Below are 23,767 nucleotides of genomic sequence, written 5' to 3'. Positions count from 1 at the left end.
CGCTGTCGATCATCCGCTGCCATTTGACACTCGGCTAATTCAAGCCTAGATTTCGCCCATGATGTAACCGGTTACATCGCTCATCAACATTGCATCCAGCTACCGAGACGACTGCCATGTACGCTGCCGCAAAAATAAGAATGGGTTTTGTTGGAGGCGGTGAAGGTTCATTCATTGCCCGTGCCCACCGGCAAGCCGCCGGCCTCGACGGACGCTTCGAACTGGTCTGCGGCGCATTCAGCCGCGACCCGGAGAATAATCAGCGCACCGCTGCGTCCTTGGGTGTCGCGGCCGAGCGTTGTTACGGCGACTGGCAAACCCTGCTCGCCCGCGAGGCCGCCCTGCCCGCCGAGCAGCGCATGCAATTGCTGGTCATCGTCACTCCCAATCATCTGCACGCACCGATTGCCCGTGAGGCATTGAGCGCCGGTTTTCACGTGTTCAGCGAGAAACCCGCGGCGCTGAACCTCGCCGAGGTGCAGGCGCTGCACTCGGTGGTCATCAACAGCCAGCGAATTTACGGGCTGGCGCACACCTACCTCGGTTACGCGATGGTCTGGCAGGCCCGCGAAATGGTCGCCAGCGGCGTGCTCGGACGCGTGCGCAAAGTCCTCGTCGAATACCCGCAAGGCTGGCTCAGCACCGATGTCGCCGGGCAAGGCAACAAGCAGGCCGGCTGGCGCGACGACCCGACGCAATCCGGGATCGGCGGCTGCATCGGCGACATCGGCACCCATGCGTTTTCCCTCGCCGAGTTCGTTGCCGGCCAGTCGATTCAGTTCATCAGCGCGATGCTCGGCTCGCATGTCGAGGGTCGGCAACTGGATGACGATGTCGCGATGCTGTTCAAAATGCGCGACGGCGCCAGTGGTGTATTGCTCGCCAGCCAGGTCTGCGCCGGTGAGGAAAACCCGCTGAAGATCCGCGTCTACGGTGACAAGGGTGGGCTGGAGTGGCGCCAAGAGGAACCGGCCAGCCTGATTCATCGACCGTTGAACGAGCCGATGCGCGTTCTGCGCTCCGGAGTCGGTCAGCCGTGGCTGTGTGCCGCCGCAACCCAACGCATGCGCCTGCCTGCGGGGCATCCGGAAGGTTATCTGGAAGCCATGGCCAACCTGTACGGCGATCTCGCCGAAGCGATTGTGCATGGCGCCGAGGGCCATCTGGCACCGGGCGTACCGGGCATCGATACCGGCCTGCGCGGCATGGCCTTCATTGAAACCGCGATCGCCAATCACCTTGGCAATGCAAAGTGGAGCGAGATACCCGGCCCACTGACAGGAGCCCAGCACAATGAACAGTGATCAGCAAAATTCGACTGGCCTGAAAGGTCCGGGGATTTTCCTCGCGCAATTCATCGCCGACGAAGCGCCTTTCGACTCCCTCGCCAACATTGCCGAGTGGGCGGCCTCGCAAGGCTACAAAGCCATCCAGGTACCGACCCTCGGCACACGGTTCATCGATTTGCAGCGCGCCGCTGAGAGCCAGGATTACTGCGACGAACTCATCGCCGTCTGCGCCCGCGCCGGTGTGGTGATCAGCGAGTTGTCGACGCACCTGCAAGGGCAATTGGTCGCGGTGCATCCGGCGTTCGACAGCCTATTCGACGACTTCGCCCCGCCCGCGCTGCGCGGCAAACCTCAGGAGCGCACCGAGTGGGCCATTGAGCAGTTGAAACTGGCCGCCCGTGCCAGCCAGCGTTTGGGACTCACGGCCCATGCAACCTTCTCCGGCGCCCTCCTCTGGCCATACGTCTATCCGTGGCCACAGCGTCCGGCCGGTTTGGTCGAGCAAGGTTTCGCCGAACTGGGCAAGCGCTGGCTGCCGATCCTCGATTGCTTCGAAGAGGCCGGCGTTGATCTGTGCTACGAAATCCATCCCGGCGAAGACTTGCATGACGGCGCGTCGTTCGAGCAGTTTCTCGAAGCGGTGAATCATCACCCCCGCGCCGCAATTCTGTATGACCCGAGCCACCTGCTGCTGCAGCAAATGGATTACCTCGGCTTCATCGATCGCTATCACCAACGCATCCGCATGTTCCACGTCAAGGATGCCGAGTTCCGCCCCGATGCGCGCTCCGGTGTCTATGGCGGCTATCAGGGCTGGGTCGAGCGTCCCGGGCGCTTTCGCTCGCTGGGCGACGGCCAGATCGATTTCAAATCGATCTTCAGCAAATTGTGCCAATACGACTTCAACGGCTGGGCCGTGCTGGAGTGGGAGTGCTGCCTGAAAGACTCCGCACAGGGCGCGGCGGAAGGCGCGGCGTTCATCGAGCGACACATGATCAGCAAGACCGCCAAGGCCTTCGACGATTTCGCCGGAGTCAGCGCTGACGCTGCTTCCAACCGACGCCTGCTCGGTCTGACTGACGATTGATTCATCCGCGTTACCGACATAAAAACAATACGGTGATCTGAAATGAACGTAATGAATGCGCGACTCAGCGTGATGATGTTTTTGCAGTTCTTTATCTGGGGCGGCTGGTTCGTCACCCTCGGCACTTTTCTGGCAACAACGCTGGCCGCCAGCGGTGGTCAGGTCGGCATGGCCTTTGCCACGCAATCCTGGGGCGCGATTCTGGCGCCGTTTGTCATTGGCTTGATTGCCGACCGGTTCTTCAATGCCGAACGCATTCTGGCAGTGCTGCATCTGCTTGGAGCAGTGTTGCTTTATCAGCTCTATCGCGCGGCAGACTTCAGCGCGTTTTATCCCTATGTGCTCGCCTACATGATGGTCTACATGCCGACATTGGCACTGGTGAACGCCGTGGCGTTCCGCCAGATCAAAGACCCGGCGCTGGAGTTCTCGCGCATTCGCGTGTGGGGCACGGTGGGCTGGATCGTCGCCGGCGTGGTGATCAGCTTCGTATTTGCCTGGGACTCTCAGCAAAGCATCGCGGCCGGAGGCTTGCGCAATACGCTCCTGATGTCCGCCGTCGCGTCGCTGTTGCTGGGGCTTTACAGCTTCAGTCTGCCAAACACTGCGCCGCTGAAAAGCGCAGCGGGCTCATCAAGCCTCAAGCAGATGCTCGGCGTCGATGCCTTGGGTTTGCTCAAGGATCGCAGCTATCTAGTGTTCTTCCTCGCCTCGATCCTGATCTGCATTCCGCTGGCCTTCTATTACCAGAATGCCAACCCGTTTCTGGCCGAGATAGGCGTGACCAACCCGACAGCGAAGATGGCCATCGGTCAGGTGTCGGAAGTGCTGTTCATGTTGCTGTTGCCGCTGTTCATTCATCGTTTCGGCATCAAGATCGCCCTGCTGGTCGGCATGGCTGCCTGGGCGTTGCGCTACGTGCTGTTTGCGTTCGGCAATAACGACGATCAGGCATTCATGCTGCTGATCGGCATTGCCCTGCACGGTGTGTGCTATGACTTCTTCTTCGTGTCCGGGCAGATCTACACCGATGCCAAGGCACCGGAACGCTTCCGCAGCTCGGCGCAAGGTTTGATCACCTTGGCTACGTACGGATTGGGCATGTTGATTGGTTTCTGGATCGCGGGACGGATTACCGACCACTTCACATCAAGCGCAGGGCATGACTGGAGAAGCATCTGGCTGTTCCCCGCCGGTTTTTCCGTGGCGGTGTTGCTGTGTTTCTGGGCGACATTCAAGAGCCGCGATCGCGACAAGGCTGTGTTGCCGAGCGCGGTTTAGAGCAGTTGTAATGCATGAATAGATCGAATGCCGCCTGTGGTTGAGGCGGCATTCGTTATCGATGCTCATGGTTGCGCTCAAGCGGTGCGACGTTCGAGCAGACGGTCAGCGCCACCTTCGGCGACCCGATTTCCTTGCAGATGATCGGAGCCATCAGAGGCTACTGCGTCACTGAACAATGGGTCGGTTTCGGTTGCGGCCACTGCATCGCTGAACAGCCGGTCGGTTTCAGTTGCAGCGACTGCATCGCTGAACAAGCGGTCCGTTTGAGTGGCGGCGACTGCGTCGCTGAACAGTGGGTCGGTTTCGGTGGCGGCGAAGGCGTTCAGTGCAAAAACCGAGAAAGCGATACCGAGGATAGTCTGGCGTTTCATGATGGTGTGCTCCGAGGTGCAGTGGTTGGGTATGGAGCCGATCTTACGCCGCACCGTGGATATGAGAACCTCATTGACTTAATGGTTGTTATTGACGCAATCAATGATTGAGTGGAGTAAAAGCAGCTGCTTATCTAACCGTTAAGCTGGTGCTTACGCGTCCAAACGAAACGCCCTACAACGTCTAAAGCACAAAACTGACAAATCGTATTTCTGACAGCTTTACGCAAGCAAAAAAAAGACCCGAATCGATCGAAACCGAAACGGGTCTTTCCCACTCAGACGACCCTTATTTCAAGTCATCAAAGTGATCTCGCAGGAACTCGTAAAAGCGCAAAGCTTTCAACAATCTCCATACAAGGCTCAGCGTACGCAGCAAAAGCTTCATACGTTTTGGCCTCCAGGGCTGGCGGTCAAACCTCCAGCAAACTTACCGGACCATGCGTGCCTTCAGCCTACATGTTGGTGTAGCTAGTGAGGCGGCCGGTTGAAATCCCTCCGAGACATCATTCCGGCGCGGGTGCGAATCCGCGTCAGAGGGCGTGAAACCTTTTGCGCCCCCAGCCAAACCTCACAGCTCTACCAACAAGATGAGCGCAGGCATCTTAACGCAGAAATCAGAAGAGAAAACCCGAGTAGCCAAGGTTATTCTGCGGCTACGCCTGAACCTTTGTAAAACCGTATTTCTGACAATGTTTATTGACAGACCTGAATTCAGTTACATGCGTTGGACGTTCCGAAAAAACCTCGCACATCACGCTAAACCTTCGTTGCACTGACGGGAGAAACTCAATACCATGCGCGGACATGTTGGTGTGGCTAGTGAAGCACATGGCCTCGGCTCCAAACCGAGGATTGAAAAACCGCCCCGCGAAGGCGGTTTTTTTTCGTCTGCGTTTTGTGGTCCCACCCCATCCAGGACACATTGCCTGACTCGATCCCCCTGCGCACCTGCACAAATCTTCTAAACACTCTCCTCCGCCACGCGGTATTTTAGAAACGCCCCTGCTCAACCGACCTATGGAATCCTCCCATGGACAAACGCAACTGGATCTCTCTCTCCCAGGATGTCGATACCGGGATCGAGTCGATTCGTGCGCATTTCCGTGGGCATGCCTACGATCCGCACTGGCATGACAGTTTTCTCGTCGGAGTGACCGAGCAAGGCGTGCAGCAGTTCAATTGTCGCCGGGTGCGTCATCGCAGTACGCCGGGGCATGTGTTTCTGCTTGAGCCGGGAGAAATCCACGATGGCCACGCGCCGACCGAGGATGGCTTTACCTACTCGATGCTGTACCTCGATCCGCACTGGCTGGAGCGCGAACTGCACGCGCTGTTCGAAGAGGCACCGGCCGACAGCCAGCCAGGCTTTGCCGACACCCTGAGCCACGATCCGCACCTGTCGACGGCGATCGTGCAAGCCTTCCACGTGTTACATGACGGCGATCTGCGCATCGTCCGGCAGACTGCGCTGGATGGCCTGCTGGCGTCCCTCACCCGTCATCTCGACTGGCGCAAGCGTCAGGACTTCGATCCGCGCCTGCCACTGGTTGCGCAGGTTGCGCGCGACTATCTGCATGCCCACACCTACGAAGACATCGGCCTCGACGACCTAGCGCAAGCCTGTGGTGCCGATCGTTTTCGCCTGACCCGCGCGTTCAAGGCCGCTTTCGGTTTGGCACCCCACGCCTACCTGATCCAACTGCGCCTGGCCAAGGCACGGCAATTGCTCGCGCGCGGCGAGACGCCAGCGCAGGTGGCCAGCGTGCTTGGTTTTGCCGATCAGAGTCATCTGGGGCGCTGGTTCCGCCGCGCCTATCAATTGACCCCGGCGGACTACCGCAGACGCTGCTCAAATCTTCCAGACTGAGGCCTGCCCACTGACGATCATGGTGTCCTGTTTCGACTCTCAGGAATCTGCACCATGGCTTCTTTACTGCCCTTTCTGCTGTTTGCTTTCGTCGCCTCGATCACTCCGGGGCCGACCAATATTCTGGTGCTGAGCCACAGTTCGCGGCGCGGATTGATTGCCACGTTGCCGATCATTTTCGGCGCCTGTGCGGCGGCGGCGTTGATTGTGCTGGTGGTCGGGCTCGGTGCTGGCGAAACCCTGTTGCGCTTTCCGCGCGTGCAGCAAGCAATGGCCTGGGCTGGCGTGCTCTGGTTGAGCTGGCTGGCGTGGCAGATCTTTCGCTGCCCGCCGCCATCGCTGGACCCGAAATCTGCGCAGGAACAAGGCTTGAGCGTCTTCGGCGCGGCGCTACTACAACTGGTCAACCCGAAGGTGTGGATGATGGCTGTGGCGGTGGTCAGCGTATTCGTTGGCGGCGGCGACAAGACGCTACGCCTGCTGGTGTTGTCGCTGGCATTTCTGCTGGTGTCACTGCCGTGCATGACGCTCTGGGCGCTGCTCGGCGTTGGCAGCGCGCGGTTGCTCAGCACACCGCAAGCGTTCAAGCGAATGAACGCGGCACTGGCCCTTCTTCTGCTGCTCTCGGCCTGGCTGGCCGTGTTGGTCTAATGCCCGGTGGCTTGCCGGTATTCGCGTGGTGTAAACCCGGTTGAGGCCTTGAACTGACGGGTGAAAGCGCTGTGATCGGTGTAGCCGCATTGCAGCGCAACCTCGGTAATCGGCAAGTCGCTGTGCAGCAATCGATGCGCGTGTTCCAGGCGGACTTTCTGAATCATCTGCCTTGGTGTCAGGTGGAAAACGCGTTTGCAGTAGCGTTCCAGTTGCGCCACGGAAATCCCGGCGATCCGCGTCAGTTCACCCAGCGTCACCCGCCGGTTGAAGTTGCCGCGGATGTATTCATCGACCGCCGCCAGGCGCTCGAACGCCGGGTGGGTTTCGCTGGCTGATTGCAGATCCACCGAAATCCCCACCAGGCCGATGATCGTCCCGTCACGGTTGTAGATCGGCCGCTTGTGGGTCAGGCACCAGCCCGGCTCGCGACTGCCATACAGGTGCAGTTCGAGCTGATCCTCCAGCACAAATCCTTCCTCCAGCACCTTGCGATCCTGCTCGGTATAACCCGGGCCCAACTGCGCCGGGAACACCTGCGCACTGGTTTTGCCGAGCAACGGGCGCAGGTCCTTCAAGCCACAACGCTGCACCAGCGTACGGTTGGCCAGCACATAGCGCGCTTGCAGATCCTTGATGAAGATCGCCGCATTGGGGATCACATCGAGTATCGGCAACAGCTGCGCGGCACCGGCGACCATCGCTTCGAGGGTCTGCGCACGCAAGCCGTCAGTGCCCTGGCACAGGATCGAAAACGCTGACTGCATCAAACACTTCCCCTCGAGCTGAACCACCGCAAATATCACTCGCCAGCAGATTGCAGCAACGTCGCGGCCCTGTCGAGGCCGCGGATTCATCGGCGCCATTGTGCTGAATTCGTCATCGATCCCGGCATAAAACATCAATCGCCGCCGCCGTCGACCCGTGCAAAGTCTGCTCGTCCCCGTGACACAACTGCCTATCCAATAACTCACAAGAAGGCGATGCCATGTCAGGCCAAGGCAAGTTCAAAAAACAGCTTTCATTGATCGACCTCACCTTTATCGGACTCGGCGCGATCTTCGGCTCCGGCTGGTTGTTCGCCGCCAGCCACGTCTCGGCGATTGCCGGTCCGGCGGGGATTTTCTCCTGGTTGCTGGGCGGTTTCGCCGTGTTGCTGCTGGGTATCGTCTACTGCGAACTGGGCGCCGCATTGCCCCGTGCCGGCGGCGTGGTGCGCTACCCGGTTTATTCCCACGGTCCGCTGCTCGGCTACCTGATGGGCTTCATTACGCTGATTGCGTTTTCCAGTCTGGTGGCGATCGAAGTGGTCGCCTCGCGCCAATACGCGGCGGCGTGGTTTCCCGGCCTGACCAAGGCTGGCAGTGGCGATCCGACGATCCTCGGCTGGCTGGTGCAGTTCGGCCTGCTCTGCGTGTTTTTCCTGCTCAACTACCGCAGCGTGAAGACCTTCGCCAAGGCCAACAATCTGGTCAGCGTGTTCAAATTCATCGTGCCGTTGCTGGTGATCGGCGTGCTGTTCACCTTCTTCAAACCGGAGAATTTCCAGGTTCAGGGATTCGCTCCATTCGGCCTGTCCGGCGTGGAGATGGCGGTCTCTGCCGGGGGGATCATCTTTGCCTACCTGGGCCTGACGCCGATCATTTCCGTGGCCAGCGAAGTGAAGAATCCACAGCGCACCATTCCCATCGCGCTGATTCTCTCGGTGCTGCTGTCGACCCTGATCTACGTGCTGCTGCAAATGGCCTTTCTCGGCAGCATCCCGACTGAGATGCTCGCCAACGGCTGGGCCGGTATCAGCAAGGAATTCGCCCTGCCCTATCGCGACATCGCCCTGGCGCTCGGTGTCGGCTGGCTGGCGTATCTGGTGGTCGCCGATGCGGTGATCTCGCCGAGCGGCTGCGGCAACATTTACATGAACGCAACGCCGCGCGTGATCTACGGCTGGGCGCAGACCGGCACTTTCTTCAAGGTCTTCACCCACATCGATGAAAAGTCCGGCATCCCGCGTCCGGCGCTGTGGCTGACTTTCGCCCTGTCGGTGTTCTGGACCCTGCCATTCCCGTCGTGGGAAGCGCTGATCAACGTGGTCTCCGCCGCGCTGGTGTTGAGCTATGCGGTGGCGCCTGTATCGGTTGCGGCGCTGCGGCGCAATGCGCCGGACATGCCGCGCCCGTTCCGGGTCAAGAGCATGGGCCTGCTCGGGCCGGTGTCGTTCATCATCGCCGCGCTGATCGTCTACTGGTCGGGCTGGAACACCGTGTCGTGGCTGCTCGGCCTGCAAATCCTGATGTTTGTCATCTATCTGTTCTGCGGTCGTTTCGTGCCCACCGCCCATCTGAGTCTGGCGCGTCAGGTGCGATCATCGGCGTGGCTGATCGCCTTCTACGCGGTGACCATCGTGCTGTCGAAACTCGGCACCTTCGGTGGCCTGGGTATCCTCACCCATCCGTTCGACACGATCGTCGTCGCCGCTTGCGCCACCGGTATTTACTACTGGGGCGCAGCGACCGGCGTGCCTGCCCATCTGCTGCGCCTGGACGATGAGGACGAAGAAAGCGACAGCCCTGCGCCCTCGTCCACCGTCAGCGCCCGCCCTGCCGGCGCCTACTGAAATCATCCAACGGGATCTCTTCATGAAACGAGTACACGTCATTGATTCCCACACCGGCGGCGAGCCGACACGGCTGGTGATGAGCGGCTTCCCCGAGCTGTCCGGCAACAGCATGGCCGAGAAACGCGATGCCTTGCGCAACCAGCATGACCAGTGGCGCCGCGCCTGTCTGCTCGAGCCCCGCGGCAACGATGTGCTGGTCGGGGCGCTGTATTGCCCGCCGGTGTCGCCTGATGCCACCTGCGGGGTGATCTTCTTCAACAACGCCGGATACCTGGGCATGTGCGGCCACGGCACCATCGGCCTGATCAATTCGTTGCAGTATCTGGGGAAAATCCAGCCGGGCGTGCACAAGATCGACACGCCGGTGGGGCAAGTCAGCGCGACTTTGCATGACGATGGCTCGGTCACCCTGGGCAACGTGCCCGCCTACCGCTATCGCAAACATGTGCCGGTGGACGTACCCGGTTTCGGCCGCGTGGTCGGCGATATCGCCTATGGCGGCAACTGGTTTTATCTGGTCTCCGAGCATGGCCAGAGGTTAACGATGGACAACGTCGAACACCTGACTGCGTACACCTGGGCGATGCTCAAGGCGCTGGAAGACCAAGGCATTTGTGGCGAAGACGGCGCGGTCATCGACCACATCGAACTGTTCGCCGATGACGATCAGGCTGACAGCCGCAACTTCGTCATGTGCCCCGGCAAAGCCTATGACCGCTCACCATGCGGCACCGGCACCAGCGCCAAACTTGCCTGCCTGGCCGCCGACGACAAGCTGCAACCGGGCGCACCGTGGATCCAGGCGAGCATCACCGGCAGCCAGTTCGAAGGCCGCTTCGAATGGGAAGGTGAACGCATTCGCCCGTTCATCACCGGCCGCGCCTACATGACCGCCGACAGCACCTTGCTGATCGACGACAGCGACCCGTTCGCGTGGGGCATCTGAGCCGCCACGCCGATTTTTCACTACGAATCAAACGAAATGCCAAGGAGTTGAACCATGAGCGACAACATCTTCACCGGTTGCATGCCGGCCCTGATGACCCCGTGCACCGCCCAGCGCAAACCGGACTTCGATGCGCTGGTGGCCAAGGGACGCGAGCTGATCGATGTCGGCATGAGCGCCGTGGTCTACTGCGGCTCGATGGGCGACTGGCCGCTGCTCACCGAAGCCGAGCGTCAGGAAGGCGTGGCGCGCCTGGTCGCTGCCGGGGTGCCGACCATCGTCGGCACTGGTGCAGTGAATACCCGTGAAGCGGTTTCCCACGCAGCGCATGCGGCGAAAGTCGGCGCGCAAGGCTTGATGGTCATCCCGCGCGTGCTGTCCCGTGGCGCTTCGGCGACGGCGCAAAAGGCCCACTTCGCCGCGATCCTGCAAGCCGCACCGAACTTGCCGGCGGTGATCTACAACAGCCCTTATTACGGCTTCGCCACCCGCGCCGATCTGTTTTTCGAACTGCGCCGCGAGTACCCGAACCTGATCGGTTTCAAGGAATTCGGCGGCGGCGCGGACCTGCGCTACGCGGCCGAGAACATCACCTCCAAGGATGACGACGTGACGCTGATGGTCGGCGTCGACACGCAAGTGGTGCACGGCTTCGTCAACTGCAACGCTACCGGCGCCATTACCGGCATCGGCAACGCCCTTCCTCGCGAAGTGCTGCAACTGGTGGCGCTGAGCAAGCAGGCCGCGCAAGGCGATGCCAAGGCCCGGCGCCAGGCGCGGGAACTGGAGTCGGCGCTAGCCGTGCTGTCATCGTTCGACGAAGGTTGCGATCTGGTGCTGTATTACAAGCACCTGATGGTGCTCAACGGCGACAAGGAATACACCCTGCACTTCAATGAAAGCGACGTGCTGAGCGACTCGCAACGGCGCTATGCCGAGAAGCAGTATTCGCTGTTCCGTCACTGGTACGAAAACTGGTCCGCCGAGCAGAACTTCGCCTGACCGCCACCTGCCGCGAGTCATCACGATTCGCGGCAGGCCTCGCTCATTTCACAGGAAGACACCATGACTCTGACGGGCAACATGCTGATCGGCCAACAATCCGTGGCGGGCAATCGTCCGGCCTTTCGCGGGATTGATCCGGCGACCAACCAGGCACTTGAACCGCAGTTCGCCGGGGCATCAGCCGAACAGGTGGAACAGGCCTGCGCCCTGGCCTGTGCGGCGCAAGATGCGTATCGCGAAACCAGCCTGAGCGCCCGTGCGGCATTTCTCGAAAGCATTGCCGAGCACATCGAAAACCTTGGCGATGAACTGATCGAACGCGCCCACGCCGAAACCGGTCTGCCGCCTGCACGCCTTCAGGGCGAACGTGGCCGCACCTGCTCGCAATTGCGCCTGTTCGCCCGTACCGTGCGCGCCGGTGAATGGCTGGACGTGCGCGTCGACAGTGCGCAACCGCAACGCCAACCGCTGCCGCGCTCCGACTTGCGCCAGCGGCAGATTGCCTTGGGGCCGGTCGCGGTGTTCGGCGCGAGCAACTTTCCGCTGGCATTTTCCGTGGCCGGTGGCGACACCGCCGCAGCACTGGCGGCCGGTTGCCCGGTGATCGTCAAGGCGCACAGCGCCCATCCGGGCACCAGCGAACTGGTCGGCCGCGCAGTCGCGCAAGCGGTCAAAGCCTGCGCTCTGCCCGAGGGCGTGTTTTCCTTGTTGTTCGATTCTGGCTACGAAGTCGGCATCGCATTGGTCAGCGACTGGCGCATCAAAGCCGCTGGTTTCACCGGCTCGCGCACTGGCGGTCTGGCCTTGATGAAAGCTGCGCAAGCGCGGCCCGAGCCGATCCCGGTGTATGCGGAAATGAGCTCGATCAACCCGGTTTTGCTGTTTCCCGCCGCGCTGGAAAATCGCGCGCAGGCGCTGGCCGAAGGGTTTGTCGCGTCGCTGACATTGGGCGCCGGGCAGTTCTGCACCAACCCGGGATTGCTGATTGCCCGCAAAGGCCCGGCGCTCGACGGGTTCCTCAGCGCGGTAGCGGAACTGATCCCGCGCAGCGCGGCGCAAACCATGCTCACGCCCGGCATCTTCGGTGCCTATCAAGCAGGCGTGACGGCACTGCAAGGCAATCCCCGTGCACGCGCGGTAGCGGTTGGCCAAGTCGGCGGCGGCCCGAATCAGTGTCAGGCGCATGTCTTCAGCACCGATGCAGCGGATTTTCTTGCCGATCAAAGCTTGCAAGCCGAGGTCTTCGGCGCGACAGCGCTGATCGTGCAATGCAGCAGTGACGAAGAAATCCGTCAGGTCTGCGCACATCTGGAAGGCCAACTGACCGCTACCCTGCACATGGATGACGCCGACCTTGCACTGGCGCGTTCGTTGCTGCCAACCCTGGAGCGCAAGGCCGGTCGCTTGCTGGTCAATGGCTGGCCGACCGGCGTGGAAGTCTGCGATGCAATGGTGCATGGCGGGCCTTACCCGGCGACCTCGGATGCGCGCAGCACCTCGGTGGGCACTGCGGCGATCCTGCGTTTCCTGCGACCGCTGTGCTATCAGGATTTCCCCGACAGTCTGCTGCCAACGGCGCTGCAACAGACCAATCCGCTCAACCTTCGGCGCTTGCTCGATGGCCAACGGGAAGCGACACGCCATGGCGAATAATCCTTCGCACGACATCGCCGTGGTCGGCGCCGGGATCATTGGCGTGGCTTGCGCACTGCGCCTGGCCCGCCAGGGTTTGCGCGTGGTGGTCATCGATCAGCAGGAACCGGGGCATGGCGCTTCGTTCGGTAACGCCGGGCATCTGGCTACCGAGCAAGTGTTTCCGATTGCTGATGTGTCGATCCTCAAGCGTTTGCCAGCCATGCTGATGGACCCGATGGGGCCGCTGCGTCTGGACTGGAAATACCTGCCGCGCGCCCTGCCGTGGTTCACCCGCTTGCTGCTGAATCTGCGGTCTGAACCTTTTCAGAAAACCGTCGCCGGCCTGCGCGCGCTCAATGAAAGCAGTCTCGACTCGTGGCAGCGCTTGCTCAGCGATATCCAGCGCACGGATCTGCTCAAGGTTGACGGCTCGTTACTGGTCTTCGAAAAACCTGAATCCCGTCAGGCCATCGAAGCCTTGCAGGCACGCCTGAATCAGCAGCAGGTGCCGGTGGATTACTGGCAGGCCGGTGCGATCCGCGAAACGGCGCCGCAGCTCAGCGAACAGATTCAGGGCGGACTGTTTTTCCCGCGCACAGGGCATTTCCTTGATCCCTATCGGGTGGTCTGCGCACTGGTCGAAGCGGCTCGCAGCAGCGGCGTGAGTTTTCTAAAGCAGCAGGTTCAAGGCGGCTACGTGCAGGAAAACGGCGTTTTATTGGTGACGGGCAACGGCGGTGTGACGGCCAGCCGCGTGTTACTGGCCTGCGGTGCGCATTCGGCGACACTCACCGCCGCGCTGACCGGCAAGCAAGTACCGTTGGACACCGAACGCGGCTATCACCTGATGCTGCCGCACGAGCATGATCGCCTGCCCTTCCCCGTCACCTCACTGGAACGCAAATTCATCATGACGCCCATGCGCGATGGCCTGCGCCTGGCCGGCACAGTCGAGTTCGCCGGGCTGGAGCGGCCAGCAAACATGGCACGCGCCTGGCAATTGCAGCGCCTGAGCCAAGGTCTGTTTCGCAAGGACCTGAACGCTGATGCCGCGACGCCGTGGATGGGCTTTCGCCCGTCGCTGCCGGATTCGCTGCCGGTGATCGATCAGGTTTGCGACGGCAAGGTCCTGCTTGCCTTCGGTCACCAGCATCTGGGCCTGACTCAAGCGGCGCTGACGGCGGAATTGATCGGGCAGATGGTCTCAGGCGCGGCTCTCGCGCTGCCGAGTGTCGACGCCTACCGACTGGCACGTTTCTAAGCGTGCTTCAGCGCGTCGCCGTGATGCATGGCCAGGTGGCCGGTCTTGTCGCTCTTGACCTCGTACTGCGGCGCGTCTTTCGAAGCCGGCCGGTGGCGGCCCATGAACTCGGTGTCGCGGGTGTGCACCTTGACCACTTTGCCGTGAATCTCGCCGGCCTCGGATTTCCAGCGCACCGCATCGCCGACTTTGAATGAACTGCTCATCATTGCCTCCTCGCCTCTGGCTGTTGGTTTATGGAGCCGCGCGCGTCGGAGAAATTCCGCTTTTTTGAGAGGCGACCGAAGGCAGGCAAAAAAATCGAACGGCGAAAATCGCCCGCACCTCCAACTTCCACAAGCCATAGAAAACGGCAATGACGAGGTGTGAGATGAACAACGATCAAGGCAAGCAAGGTGACGATCCGCTCCCAACCACGCCCGACCCGCTGAGTCCGGGGCGTACCGAGGTCGATCCGATGAAGGAACGCGGCATCGACGAACTGCCCGACAACGAGGGCGAAATCCCGCTGGATGATGACGATACCGGTCTGGATCCGGAGCGCGTACGTCAGGAAACCGATAACGCCGAGATGGACGACCAGCCCAATCCGCGTTGAGCCTGAAAAGGCAGCCGTCGCCATGCGGCTGCCTTTCGGTTGCGCAATCAACAGCAGAATCAGGCAAGCATTTCACAGAAATGCACTACTTCGCGCTCCGCCCCAGGCGCAACAATGGGCGTCCGACAACCCCATGGAGGATGCTCACATGCTCGTACAAGCCTATGGCGCCCACGCTGGCGACAAACCTCTTGAGCCGATGCAGATCAACCGCCGTGCCCCGGCGGCGCACGACGTACAGATCGATATCGCCTTCTGCGGCATCTGCCATTCCGACCTGCATCAGGTGCGCGCCGAATGGGCTGGTACGCAATTCCCTTGCGTGCCCGGCCATGAAATCGTCGGCCGCGTCTCGGCGGTTGGCGATCACGTCAAAAACTACAAGGTCGGCGATCTGGTCGGTGTCGGTTGCATCGTCGACAGCTGCCAGCAGTGCGATGACTGCGAATCCGGTCTGGAAAATTACTGCGACGGCATGATCGGCACCTACAATTTCCCGACCCCGGACGCACCGGGCTGGACCCTCGGCGGCTATTCGCAAAACATCGTCGTGCACGAGCGCTATGTGTTGCGCATCCGTCATCCCGAGGCGCAACTGGCCGCCGTCGCGCCGCTGCTCTGCGCCGGCATTACCACCTACTCGCCGCTGCGCCACTGGAACGCTGGCCCCGGCAAGAAAGTCGGCGTGGTCGGCATCGGTGGCTTGGGTCACATGGGCATCAAACTGGCCCACGCCATGGGCGCCCACGTGGTCGCGTTCACTACCTCCGAATCCAAGCGTGAAGCGGCCAAGGCGCTGGGTGCGGATGAGGTGGTGGTGTCGCGCAATGCCGAGGAAATGGCAGCACACACCAAGAGTTTCGACTTCATCCTCAATACCGTCGCAGCGCCGCACGATCTCGACGCGTTCCTCGTGCTGCTCAAGCGCGATGGCGCGTTGACCCTGGTCGGAGCGCCCGCATCGCCGCATCCGTCGCCGAACGTGTTCAACCTGATCACCAAGCGCCGCACCATTGCCGGTTCAATGATCGGCGGCATTCCCGAAACTCAGGAAATGCTGGATTTCTGCGCCGAGCACGGCATCGTTTCCGACATCGAGTTGATCCGCGCCGATCAGATCAACGAGTCCTACGAGCGCATGCTCAAGGGCGACGTGAAATACCGCTTCGTCATCGACAACGCAACGCTCGCCGGCTAAGCGCCAACGTCCATCGGCAGCGCCGTGCTGCCGATGGCTTGAAGGATTCCATCGGCGCGATTTGACAGCGCCTGCGTTGCTCGCCAGAGTCGCACCCCTTTTTCCACCGCTGGGTGAACAGGGGTCGCCGTTGAACCAACAGACATTGTCCATGCGCCTTGAACGCGTCGCCGCTCACGTGCCGGTCGGCGCACGACTGGCCGATATCGGTTCCGATCACGCCTATTTGCCCGTTGCCCTGATGCGCCGAGGACTTATTACAGCGGCGGTGGCTGGCGAGGTCGCGTTGACGCCATTCCACGCAGCGCAACGCACCGTCAATGACAACGACCTGCAAGGCCAGATCAGCGTGCGTCTGGCCGACGGCCTGGCGGCAATCAAACCTGACGACGCCATCAGCGCCATCACCCTGTGCGGCATGGGCGGCGAAACCATTCGCGATATTTTCGACAGTGGCAAAGCCCATCTCAGCGGCCACGAACGATTGATCCTGCAGCCCAACGGCGGCGAGCAAGCGCTGCGCCAATGGTTGATGGACAACGGCTACCGCATCGTCTGTGAAGAGGTGCTGCATGAGAACCGCTTCGACTACGAAATTATCGTTGCCGAGCCGGCCTCTGATCCGGTGACTTACGATGCCAGGGAACTGTTTTTCGGTCCGCTGCACCTGCAGGCACGCTGCCCGGCATTTCTGCACAAATGGCAACGCAGGCTGAAGCAGCGGCAGAAGACGTTGGGGCAGTTTACGCGAGCGCAACAAGCGCTGCCGGAGGACAAAATTCTTGCGCTGAAGCAAGAGATGCAGTGGATCAGTGAATTGCTCGGGTGACTGTGCCGCCGTCTTCGCGAGCAGGCTCGCTCCCACAGGAAATTGCATTTCTCCTGAGGGAACACGGTCAACTGTGGGAGCGAGCCTGCTCGCGAAAGCGGTGGGTCAAGCTACACAGCAACCAAGTTGGCCGCAGCCGTCGGAAAAACAAAAAGCCTGCTGTTAAAAGCAGGCTTTTTCGTGGGTGGTGAACTTACTTCTGCTGCGTCAGCGCCGAGTAGCTGTTCATCAGGTTGCGGTAGTTGGGAATGCGCTGCGACAGCAGGTTACCCAGGCCTTCAATGTCGTTGCGCCAGTCGCGGTGCAGCTCACAGGCTACCGAGAACCAGTTCATCATCTGCGCGCCGGCCTGAGTCATGCGGCTCCATGCGGCTTGCTGCACGGTGGTGTTGAAGGTGCCGGACGCATCGGTGACCACAAACACATCAAAGCCTTCTGCCAGCGCCGACAGGGTCGGGAACGCTACACACACATCCGTTACCACACCGGCGATGATGATCTGCTTGCGACCGGTGGCCTTGATCGCCTTGACGAAGTCTTCGTTGTCCCAAGCGTTGATCTGACCTGGGCGAGCGATGTACGGCGCGTCCGGGAACATTTCTTTCAACTCCGGTACCAGCGGGCCGTTCGGGCCTTGTTCGAAGCTGGTGGTGAGGATGGTCGGCAGGTCGAAAAACTTGGCCAGATCCGCCAGCGCCAGCACGTTGTTCTTGAACTCGTTCGGCGAGAAGTCCTGCACCAGCGAGATCAGACCGGTCTGGTGGTCAACCAGCAGCACGATAGCGTCGTCTTTGTTCAGGCGGTTGTAGGTTGGAGTGGTCATGGTGTGCGTCCCTTTTCAAGTTTGGAGTTTTGTTGTTGCGTTCAAGTTGGGTACAGATTACTGACGCACAGCAAAGGGATAAATCGGCTGAAAAGCGTTTCACCGTCCACTCAAACGGGACAATCATTTGAGGTCCGCTCTGATTAGATACACCACAGTACAAATGATGTACCTCAGCCCCCATTTATCAACTCGGCACAACTTCCTAAAGTCTCCTCCAACAGCCACCCGCCATCCTGACGGGCCAGCGACAGAGGAAATCATCATGAGCACATCGAAAAAAGTAGTTGTCATCACCGGCGCTTCACAAGGCATTGGTGCAGGTCTGGTCGAAGGCTTTCGCGCCCTTGGCCATCAAGTGGTCGCTACCTCGCGCTCGATCAAAGAATCGAGCGACCCGGATGTCCTGACCGTCGCCGGCGACATTGCCGATCCGCAAACCGCCGAGCGCGTGATTCGCGCCGCTGTTGCCCGCTTCGGTCGCGTCGATACGCTGGTCAACAATGCCGGGATCTTTCTGGCCAAGCCGTTCACCGCTTACAGTCAGGCGGACTATGCCCAGGTCGTGGCGACCAACATGAGTGGTTTCTTCTACATCTCGCAACTGGCCATCGCCGAGATGGAAAAACACGGCAGCGGCCACGTCGTCAGCGTGACCACCAGCCTGGTCGATCATGCAATCGACGGCGTGCCTTCGGTATTGGCGTCGCTGACCAAGGGCGGCATCAACGCCGCGACCAAATCCTTGGCGATCGAGTACGCCAAGCGCGGGATTCGGGTCAACGCCGTGTCGCCGGGCATCATCAAAACGCCGATGCACGCCGAGGAAACCCATCAGGCGCTGGGCAGCCTGCACCCGGTCGGCCACATGGGCGAAATCGACGACATCGTGCAAGCGATCCTCTACCTCGACGGCGCCAATTTCGTCACTGGCGAGATCCTGCATGTCGACGGTGGCCAGAGCGCCGGCCATTGATCGAAACCCTGCAACGCCGCCGGTGGATACCGGCGGCGTCGTTGGTTGTGGTACACAGAGGATGAACGTCCGTCGATCCTCGGTGCGAGCCACAATGAAACGCCATTTTGAAGATTTGCAGTTAGGCAGTATCGAACTGTTCTGCCTGGCCGCCGAAGCCGGCAGCTTCACCGCCGCCGCGCAACTGGCCGGGGTCACGCCCGCTGCGGTGAGCCGGTCAATTCTGCGTCTGGAGCAACGCCTGGGTTCGCGACTGTTCGCGCGCACCACGCGCAGCATCCGCCTCACCGACGCCGGCCGCAGCTTCTTCGAACAGTGCAGCCAGGCGCTGACGCAACTGGTCGAAGCGCAGCAGGAAGTCATGGGCGCGCAGACTTCGCCATCGGGTCGACTGCGCATCAGCCTGCCAACCACCTACGGGCATCACCGCATCCTGCCGCTGCTGCCGAAATTTCGCGCGTTGTACCCCGAGGTCACGGTCGACGTGCACTTGGGCAACCGCAATATCGACTTCGTTGAAGAGGGCTACGACCTGGCGATACGCGTGCGCGCGCAACCGGACTCGACCCTGATCGCGCGCCTGCTGGAAGACGCCGCCCTGGTGGTGGTCGCCGCCCCCGAATATCTGCATAGAGCCGGCACGCCGCAGACGTTGGACGATATCATCGCGCATGAGTGCATCCAGTTCGAATTGCCCAGCAGCGGGCGGCGGATTTCCTGGCTGTTTCAGGAAAACGGCCGGGACCTGGAAGTGATTTCCGACGGTGGCTATTCCTGTTCCGACGATGTGCTCGGCGGTGTGACGCTGGCCAAGCACGGCGCCGGGCTGTTTCAGACTTACCGGTTCATCGTCGAGCAGGAACTCGCCGATGGCCGCCTGATTGAAGTGCTGCAGCCGTACGCCGGACGTTCGCGCCCCTACACCCTGCTCTACCCGCACGGCCGCTATGTGCCGCAACGGGTGCGGGCGTTTGTGGATTTTCTGTTGGGGTTTCGTGATGAATGGGCGGGACACCCGCGGTAATCAACCGGTCTGACGCAGGCGGCTGAGTTCCTTCGACGGCGGGCAGCCGAACTGGCGGTTGTATTCGCGGCTGAACTGCGAAGCGCTTTCGTAGCCGACGCGGTAACAGGCGCTCGAGACGTCCAGCCCTTCATTGATGATCAGCCGCCGCGCCTCTTGCAGGCGCAGCTGTTTTTGATATTGCAGCGGGCTCATCGCGGTGACGGCTTTGAAGCGGTGATGCAGCGCCGAGTTGCTCAGGTTGGCCACCTGCGCCAGCGCGTCGATACGCAGCGGCTCGGTGAAATTCTTGTTCAGCCAGTCGATAGCGCGCGTGACCCGGTGGGTCTGCGAATCGCTGACGGCGATTTCATACAGCAGATGCCCGTGCTGGCCGCGCAGCAGGCGGTAATACAGCTCGCGCAACGCCATCGGCGCGAGCATGCCGATGTCGCGTGGATTATCCAGCAGGCGCACCAGACGCAGCATGGTATCGAGCAATGTCACGTCGATCTTGTCGAGAAACATCCCGCGACCGGCGTCCTGTGGCATGCCGGTCAGCGGCGATTCGGCTATCAGTTGCGTCAGTTGCGCCGGATCGAAATCCAGCCGTACGCAAAAATACGGCGCCTCGGGCGAGGCTTCGATCACCCGTCCCGACACCGGCAACGTCACCGACACCACCAGATAATTCAGCGGGTCGTAGAGGAAGCGTTCGTCACCCAACCCGACTTCCTTGCGCCCCTGCACGATCAGGCACAGCGCCGGCCGGTGCACAACGTGAATCAGCTCGGTCGGGCCATCGAGACGGATCACGTGCAGTGGCGCAATCGCGGTTTCGTAGGTGCCCGGCGCGTCAAAGCGTTGAGTCAGCAGGCGCACCAGTTCGGCGCGATACACCGCCGTGTCGTGGAGGATGGAAGCGTCGTGGTTATCCATGCAAAGGGTCTCGAATGCAGACGAAGGTGGGTCAACTGCGGAGGAAGATTAGCCAGTTTTACCCAGCGGCGACTAGTTCAAAGATGCTGCAGATTTGCCTGATTCTGCGTGCTCGTGATCGTGGCAAAGCCATGGACGCGTTATCACACGCGCCCTTGGCTTCTCACACCACTATCAACCTGCCGTTACCGTCATGCCGCCATCGGCCATGACCACCGAGCCGACCATGAAACTGGCGCGGTCGGAGGCGAGGAAGGTGACGATTTCGGCGATTTCTTCCGGCTGCGCCGCCCGACCGATCGGCGCCGCTTCGCCGTGCTGGGCGAGGAAGCCCGGACCGTCCTCGACCACGTCATTGAGGATATTGGTCACCACATCGCCGACGCCGATGGCGTTGACGCGAATGCCGTGTTCAATGACTTCCAGGGCCAGCGTGCGGGTCAATTGCGCCAGCGCACCTTTCGAGGCGGTGTAAGCGGCAATGGTCGGAAAGGCAAAGTACGACGCATAGGAAGCGATATTGACGATCGCGCCGGACTTGTTCGGGATCATCGCCTTGACCGCTTCGCGGCAGTGCAGGAAGGCGGCCGTGGCATTGACTGCCTGGATCTTTTCCCAGTCGTCGCGGCTCATGTCGATCACGGCTTTGTTGATGATGATCCCGGCGTTGTTGACCAGAATATCCAGGCGCCCGAACTGCTCGACGGCAAGGCCTACTGCACGTTCGGCGGCGCCGTCCTCGGTGATGTCCGCCACCAGCGGCACCAGATCGGGACGAGCCAGTTCTACGACAGCCGGGTTGAGGTCTTCGGCAATCACCTTGGCGCCGCGAGCGTGCAGCATCAGCGCAATCGCCTTGCCGATGCCACTGGCCGCGCCAGTGACCAGTGCAACTTTACCGGCGACTTCTTGTGGCAGGGTGTGGTTGAAATCAGTCATGGTTTTAACTCCTCGATAGCGAATCGGTGTTGCGCCTGATGGCGCGCTCGTAAACACGGCTTCACTGTCGCGCACTGTCCGCCGCCGGGCTTTCGGGCGATTGCCGGGACTGTCGGAGTTTTGCGCTGGAATTTCTCATTCGCCCGCCCTAACCTGCAAAATCATTCGCAGCCGAAGCTTTTCATGGAGCGTCCTGTGCCCTCTGCCAGCCCCGCTACACCGACAATCAGCCAGCCCGCGCGCATCGCCGCCGAAGCCATGCCGGAGCATCTGCCCGGTGTTGCGGAAACGACCACGCCGCGGCCGCAGATCAAGGATGCAGTGGTGCAACTGTTCCGCCATCAGACTCTGCTCGAACCGATCCGCGTGCCCTGCGTGGCCGAACCGCTGCTGGTGCTGGTATTGGCCGGCACTGCCCGGGTCGAAGAACGTTCGTTGGGCGGAGAATGGCAGGCAAGCCAGGTCACGGCGGGCGACTTCTTCCTGACCAACACTCGCGAACCCTATGAAATGCGCTGGCAAACCGAAGGCTGTGAGGTCTTCGAAGTCATGCACCTCTACCTCGGTCTGGGCCTGATCGAACAAGCGGCGCGCGAAGCGTTCGGCGAACAGGCCGGTGCAGTGACGTTTGTCGATGTGTCCGGTGCGCGTGACGAGCAGGTCAGCTTCATCCTTGAGCAACTGCGCATCGAACTGACCGAACAGCGCCAACCCAGCGCACTGCTGGTGCACAGCCTGGCTCAGGCGTTGGCGATCCATCTGCTGCGTCATTACCTCGACCCCGGCAGCAACCCGCGCCGCGACAACGCCCTGCCCGCCTACAAACTGCGCCGGGTGATCGAAGCCATGAATGCGAATCTGGCGGAGGATTTCAGTCTCAGTCATCTGGCCGCCATCGCCGGGCTGAGCGACTACCACTTCAGCCGCACCTTCAAGCGCGCCACCGGTTTATCGCCCTCGCAATACTTCATCCGCCTGCGCATGAGCCGCGCGCGTCATCTGTTGCTGGAAACCGCCCACAGCGTGATCGACATCGGCCTGGAGGTTGGCTACTCCAGCCCCAGCCACTTTTCCCAGGTGTTCCGCCGTGAAGTCGGCGTCACCCCGAGCGCCTACCGCGATGCGCCACGCGGGGCCTGAAACCTGTCGAAAAGCGACGCAGCAGAATTGGGCAAATCCCGTGGAGGAATCGATTAATAGCCCATGCGCCCCCGCACTTAATCTTCTTCCAAGCCCACTCACGGGCACACAGAAGAGGACGACATCATGCTGAACATTCAAGACAAAGTGATCGTGATTACCGGCGCCAGCAGCGGCATCGGAGAAGCAACCGCACGCCTGCTCGCCGAACGTGGCGCCAAAGTGGTGTTGGGCGCACGGCGCACCGAGCGTCTGGCCGTGATTGCCGAAGAGATCAACGGCGCCGGTGGCCACGCGCAGTTCCGCGCACTGGACGTCACCGATCAGCAGGATGTGCAGCGCTTCGTCGATTTTGCCGTGGAGCACTACGGCCGCGTCGATGTGCTGGTCAACAACGCCGGGGTCATGCCGTTGTCACGGCTGGATGCGCTGAAGGTCGATGAGTGGAACCGCATGATCGACGTCAACATCCGTGGCGTACTCCACGGCATAGCCGCCAGCCTGCCGTTGATGCAGCGCCAGCGCGCCGGGCAAATCATCAACATCGCCTCGATCGGTGCTTACGCGGTGAGCCCTACTGCGGCGGTGTACTGCGCGACCAAATACGCCGTACGGGCGATTTCCGAAGGCTTGCGTCAGGAAGTCGGTGGCGATATCCGCGTCACCGTCATCGCACCGGGCGTGACTGAATCGGAACTGGCCGAGAGCATTTCCGATGAAGGCGGCCGCGAAGAGATGAAGTCATTCCGCAAGATCGCCATCCCCGCCGAAGCCATCGCCCGCGCGATTGCGTATGCCGTCGAACAACCGGCGGACGTGGACGTCAGCGAACTGATCGTCCGCCCGACCGCGAGCCCCTACTGAGACCCGGAGTCAATCTGTGGGAGCGAGCCTGCTCGCTAAAGCGCTGGGTCAGCCGGCAAGATGCTGAATGTGCCGCCGTCTTCGCGGGCAAGCCCGCTCCCACAGGTTTTTTGTGGCACCACCAAATCATTGGTCAACACGGAAAAATTGTGGGAGCGAGCCTGCTCGCGAAAGCGGTGGTTCAGGCGAATATGAAGTTGAATGTGACGCCGCCTTCGCGAGCAGACTCGCTCCCACAGAGGTGGTAGCACCACCAAATCATTGGTCAACACGGAACATTGTGGGAGCGAGCCTGCTCGCGAAAGCGCTGGATCAGCCGGCAAAGATGTTGAATGTACCGCCGTCTTCGCGGGCAAGCCCGCTCCCACAGGGTTTTTGTGGCACCACCAAATCATTGGTCAACACGGAACATTGTGGGAGCGAGCCTGCTCGCGAAAGCGCT

At 61.1% G+C, this 23,767-nt stretch carries 23 protein-coding genes; 17 read left to right on the top strand and 6 right to left on the bottom strand.

The window, feature by feature from the left end; all coding sequences use genetic code 11:
* Positions 1-140 precede the first annotated feature (140 nt).
* From OK411_RS11845 to OK411_RS11835, 3 genes are read left to right on the top strand one after another with little or no spacing between them, the layout of a single operon-like run.
* Positions 141-1,304, top strand: coding sequence for a Gfo/Idh/MocA family protein (locus OK411_RS11845; protein ID WP_217879770.1), 1,164 nt, complete (start codon positions 141-143; stop codon positions 1,302-1,304).
* Positions 1,294-2,376, top strand: coding sequence for a sugar phosphate isomerase/epimerase family protein (locus OK411_RS11840; RefSeq protein ID WP_264364930.1), 1,083 nt, complete (start codon positions 1,294-1,296; stop codon positions 2,374-2,376). Before OK411_RS11845 ends, OK411_RS11840 begins: the two co-directional genes overlap by 11 nt.
* Positions 2,377-2,418: 42 nt before the next feature.
* Positions 2,419-3,657 carry a nucleoside permease gene (locus OK411_RS11835; RefSeq protein ID WP_264364929.1) on the top strand — a complete coding sequence of 413 codons (1,239 nt, stop codon included), beginning with the start codon at positions 2,419-2,421 and terminating at the stop codon, positions 3,655-3,657.
* Positions 3,658-3,734: 77 nt separating this feature from the next.
* On the opposite strand, the gene OK411_RS11830 is transcribed toward OK411_RS11835, so the two are convergent.
* Complete coding sequence (locus OK411_RS11830) at positions 3,735-4,031, bottom strand: hypothetical protein (protein ID WP_264364928.1); 297 nt, start codon at positions 4,029-4,031, stop codon at positions 3,735-3,737.
* A 1,033-nt stretch (positions 4,032-5,064) separates the two neighbouring features.
* Between OK411_RS11830 and OK411_RS11825 the strand changes: the two genes are divergently transcribed.
* Together OK411_RS11825 and OK411_RS11820 are read left to right on the top strand one after the other, a co-directional pair.
* Positions 5,065-5,901: an AraC family transcriptional regulator gene (locus OK411_RS11825; RefSeq protein WP_264364927.1), complete on the top strand. Its 837-nt coding sequence runs from the start codon at positions 5,065-5,067 to the stop codon at positions 5,899-5,901.
* 54 nt (positions 5,902-5,955) lie between these two features.
* Positions 5,956-6,552 carry a LysE family translocator gene (locus OK411_RS11820; protein WP_264364926.1) on the top strand — a complete coding sequence of 199 codons (597 nt, stop codon included), beginning with the start codon at positions 5,956-5,958 and terminating at the stop codon, positions 6,550-6,552.
* Here the strand turns inward: OK411_RS11820 and OK411_RS11815 are convergent.
* Positions 6,549-7,319: an AraC family transcriptional regulator gene (locus OK411_RS11815; protein ID WP_207807289.1), complete on the bottom strand. Its 771-nt coding sequence runs from the start codon at positions 7,317-7,319 to the stop codon at positions 6,549-6,551. The two genes, OK411_RS11820 and OK411_RS11815, sit on opposite strands and share 4 nt — an antisense overlap.
* Positions 7,320-7,540: 221 nt before the next feature.
* Between OK411_RS11815 and OK411_RS11810 the strand changes: the two genes are divergently transcribed.
* The 5 genes from OK411_RS11810 (at position 7,541) to OK411_RS11790 (ending at position 14,016) form a co-directional block, all read left to right on the top strand.
* Positions 7,541-9,166 (top strand): APC family permease, encoded by a 1,626-nt coding sequence (locus OK411_RS11810; RefSeq protein WP_130000026.1) that lies wholly within the window; start codon positions 7,541-7,543, stop codon positions 9,164-9,166.
* A gap of 22 nt (positions 9,167-9,188) precedes the next feature.
* Positions 9,189-10,115: a 4-hydroxyproline epimerase gene (locus OK411_RS11805; protein WP_264364925.1), complete on the top strand. Its 927-nt coding sequence runs from the start codon at positions 9,189-9,191 to the stop codon at positions 10,113-10,115.
* Between the two features lie 54 nt (positions 10,116-10,169).
* The gene (locus tag OK411_RS11800) at positions 10,170-11,117 is read left to right on the top strand and encodes a dihydrodipicolinate synthase family protein (protein WP_110599051.1); all 948 of its coding nucleotides are present in this window, start codon (positions 10,170-10,172) and stop codon (positions 11,115-11,117) included.
* Positions 11,118-11,180: 63 nt separating this feature from the next.
* Positions 11,181-12,773, top strand: coding sequence for an aldehyde dehydrogenase (NADP(+)) (locus OK411_RS11795; protein WP_136494227.1), 1,593 nt, complete (start codon positions 11,181-11,183; stop codon positions 12,771-12,773).
* Entirely contained in the window at positions 12,763-14,016 is a 1,254-nt protein-coding gene (locus OK411_RS11790; protein ID WP_264364924.1) for an NAD(P)/FAD-dependent oxidoreductase, read from the top strand. Before OK411_RS11795 ends, OK411_RS11790 begins: the two co-directional genes overlap by 11 nt.
* Here the strand turns inward: OK411_RS11790 and OK411_RS11785 are convergent.
* Complete coding sequence (locus tag OK411_RS11785) at positions 14,013-14,222, bottom strand: DUF2945 domain-containing protein (RefSeq protein WP_136494225.1); 210 nt, start codon at positions 14,220-14,222, stop codon at positions 14,013-14,015. The genes OK411_RS11790 and OK411_RS11785 overlap by 4 nt on opposite strands.
* A gap of 164 nt (positions 14,223-14,386) precedes the next feature.
* Between OK411_RS11785 and OK411_RS11780 the strand changes: the two genes are divergently transcribed.
* From OK411_RS11780 to OK411_RS11770, 3 genes are all read left to right on the top strand, one after another.
* Positions 14,387-14,614 carry a hypothetical protein gene (locus tag OK411_RS11780; protein ID WP_110645810.1) on the top strand — a complete coding sequence of 76 codons (228 nt, stop codon included), beginning with the start codon at positions 14,387-14,389 and terminating at the stop codon, positions 14,612-14,614.
* 148 nt (positions 14,615-14,762) lie between these two features.
* Positions 14,763-15,812, top strand: coding sequence for an NAD(P)-dependent alcohol dehydrogenase (locus OK411_RS11775; protein ID WP_264364923.1), 1,050 nt, complete (start codon positions 14,763-14,765; stop codon positions 15,810-15,812).
* 130 nt (positions 15,813-15,942) lie between these two features.
* On the top strand, positions 15,943-16,641 hold the full coding sequence (locus OK411_RS11770) for a tRNA (adenine(22)-N(1))-methyltransferase (RefSeq protein ID WP_319636908.1): 699 nt from the start codon (positions 15,943-15,945) through the stop codon (positions 16,639-16,641).
* Between the two features lie 193 nt (positions 16,642-16,834).
* On the opposite strand, the gene ycaC is transcribed toward OK411_RS11770, so the two are convergent.
* Positions 16,835-17,464, bottom strand: coding sequence for an isochorismate family cysteine hydrolase YcaC (gene ycaC, locus OK411_RS11765; protein ID WP_016774235.1), 630 nt, complete (start codon positions 17,462-17,464; stop codon positions 16,835-16,837).
* Positions 17,465-17,729: 265 nt separating this feature from the next.
* On the opposite strand from ycaC, the gene OK411_RS11760 reads away from it, so the two are divergent.
* Both OK411_RS11760 and OK411_RS11755 read left to right on the top strand, forming a co-directional pair.
* Positions 17,730-18,440 (top strand): SDR family NAD(P)-dependent oxidoreductase, encoded by a 711-nt coding sequence (locus tag OK411_RS11760; RefSeq protein WP_016774234.1) that lies wholly within the window; start codon positions 17,730-17,732, stop codon positions 18,438-18,440.
* A gap of 94 nt (positions 18,441-18,534) precedes the next feature.
* On the top strand, positions 18,535-19,464 hold the full coding sequence (locus OK411_RS11755; protein ID WP_264364921.1) for a LysR family transcriptional regulator: 930 nt from the start codon (positions 18,535-18,537) through the stop codon (positions 19,462-19,464).
* Here OK411_RS11755 and OK411_RS11750 read toward each other — a convergent pair whose 3' ends face one another.
* Together OK411_RS11750 and OK411_RS11745 are read right to left on the bottom strand one after the other, a co-directional pair.
* Positions 19,465-20,382, bottom strand: a complete 918-nt coding sequence (locus OK411_RS11750) for an AraC family transcriptional regulator (protein ID WP_125915957.1) — start codon at positions 20,380-20,382, stop codon at positions 19,465-19,467. It lies immediately after the preceding gene.
* Between the two features lie 174 nt (positions 20,383-20,556).
* Positions 20,557-21,321, bottom strand: a complete 765-nt coding sequence (locus OK411_RS11745) for an SDR family NAD(P)-dependent oxidoreductase (protein WP_264364920.1) — start codon at positions 21,319-21,321, stop codon at positions 20,557-20,559.
* 258 nt (positions 21,322-21,579) lie between these two features.
* Between OK411_RS11745 and OK411_RS11740 the strand changes: the two genes are divergently transcribed.
* Both OK411_RS11740 and OK411_RS11735 read left to right on the top strand, forming a co-directional pair.
* A complete protein-coding gene (locus tag OK411_RS11740; RefSeq protein ID WP_264365069.1) occupies positions 21,580-22,461 on the top strand; it encodes a helix-turn-helix domain-containing protein in 882 nt (293 codons plus the stop codon).
* A gap of 126 nt (positions 22,462-22,587) precedes the next feature.
* Entirely contained in the window at positions 22,588-23,325 is a 738-nt protein-coding gene (locus OK411_RS11735; protein ID WP_024012510.1) for an SDR family oxidoreductase, read from the top strand.
* Positions 23,326-23,767 lie beyond the last annotated feature (442 nt).

Origin of the sequence: Pseudomonas sp. RG1, from assembly GCF_025910115.1 — a bacterium.
Lineage (GTDB): Bacteria > Pseudomonadota > Gammaproteobacteria > Pseudomonadales > Pseudomonadaceae > Aquipseudomonas > Aquipseudomonas atacamensis.
Note: the sequence above shows the minus strand (reverse complement) of the source record. Positions and strands in the feature narration are given on the sequence as shown.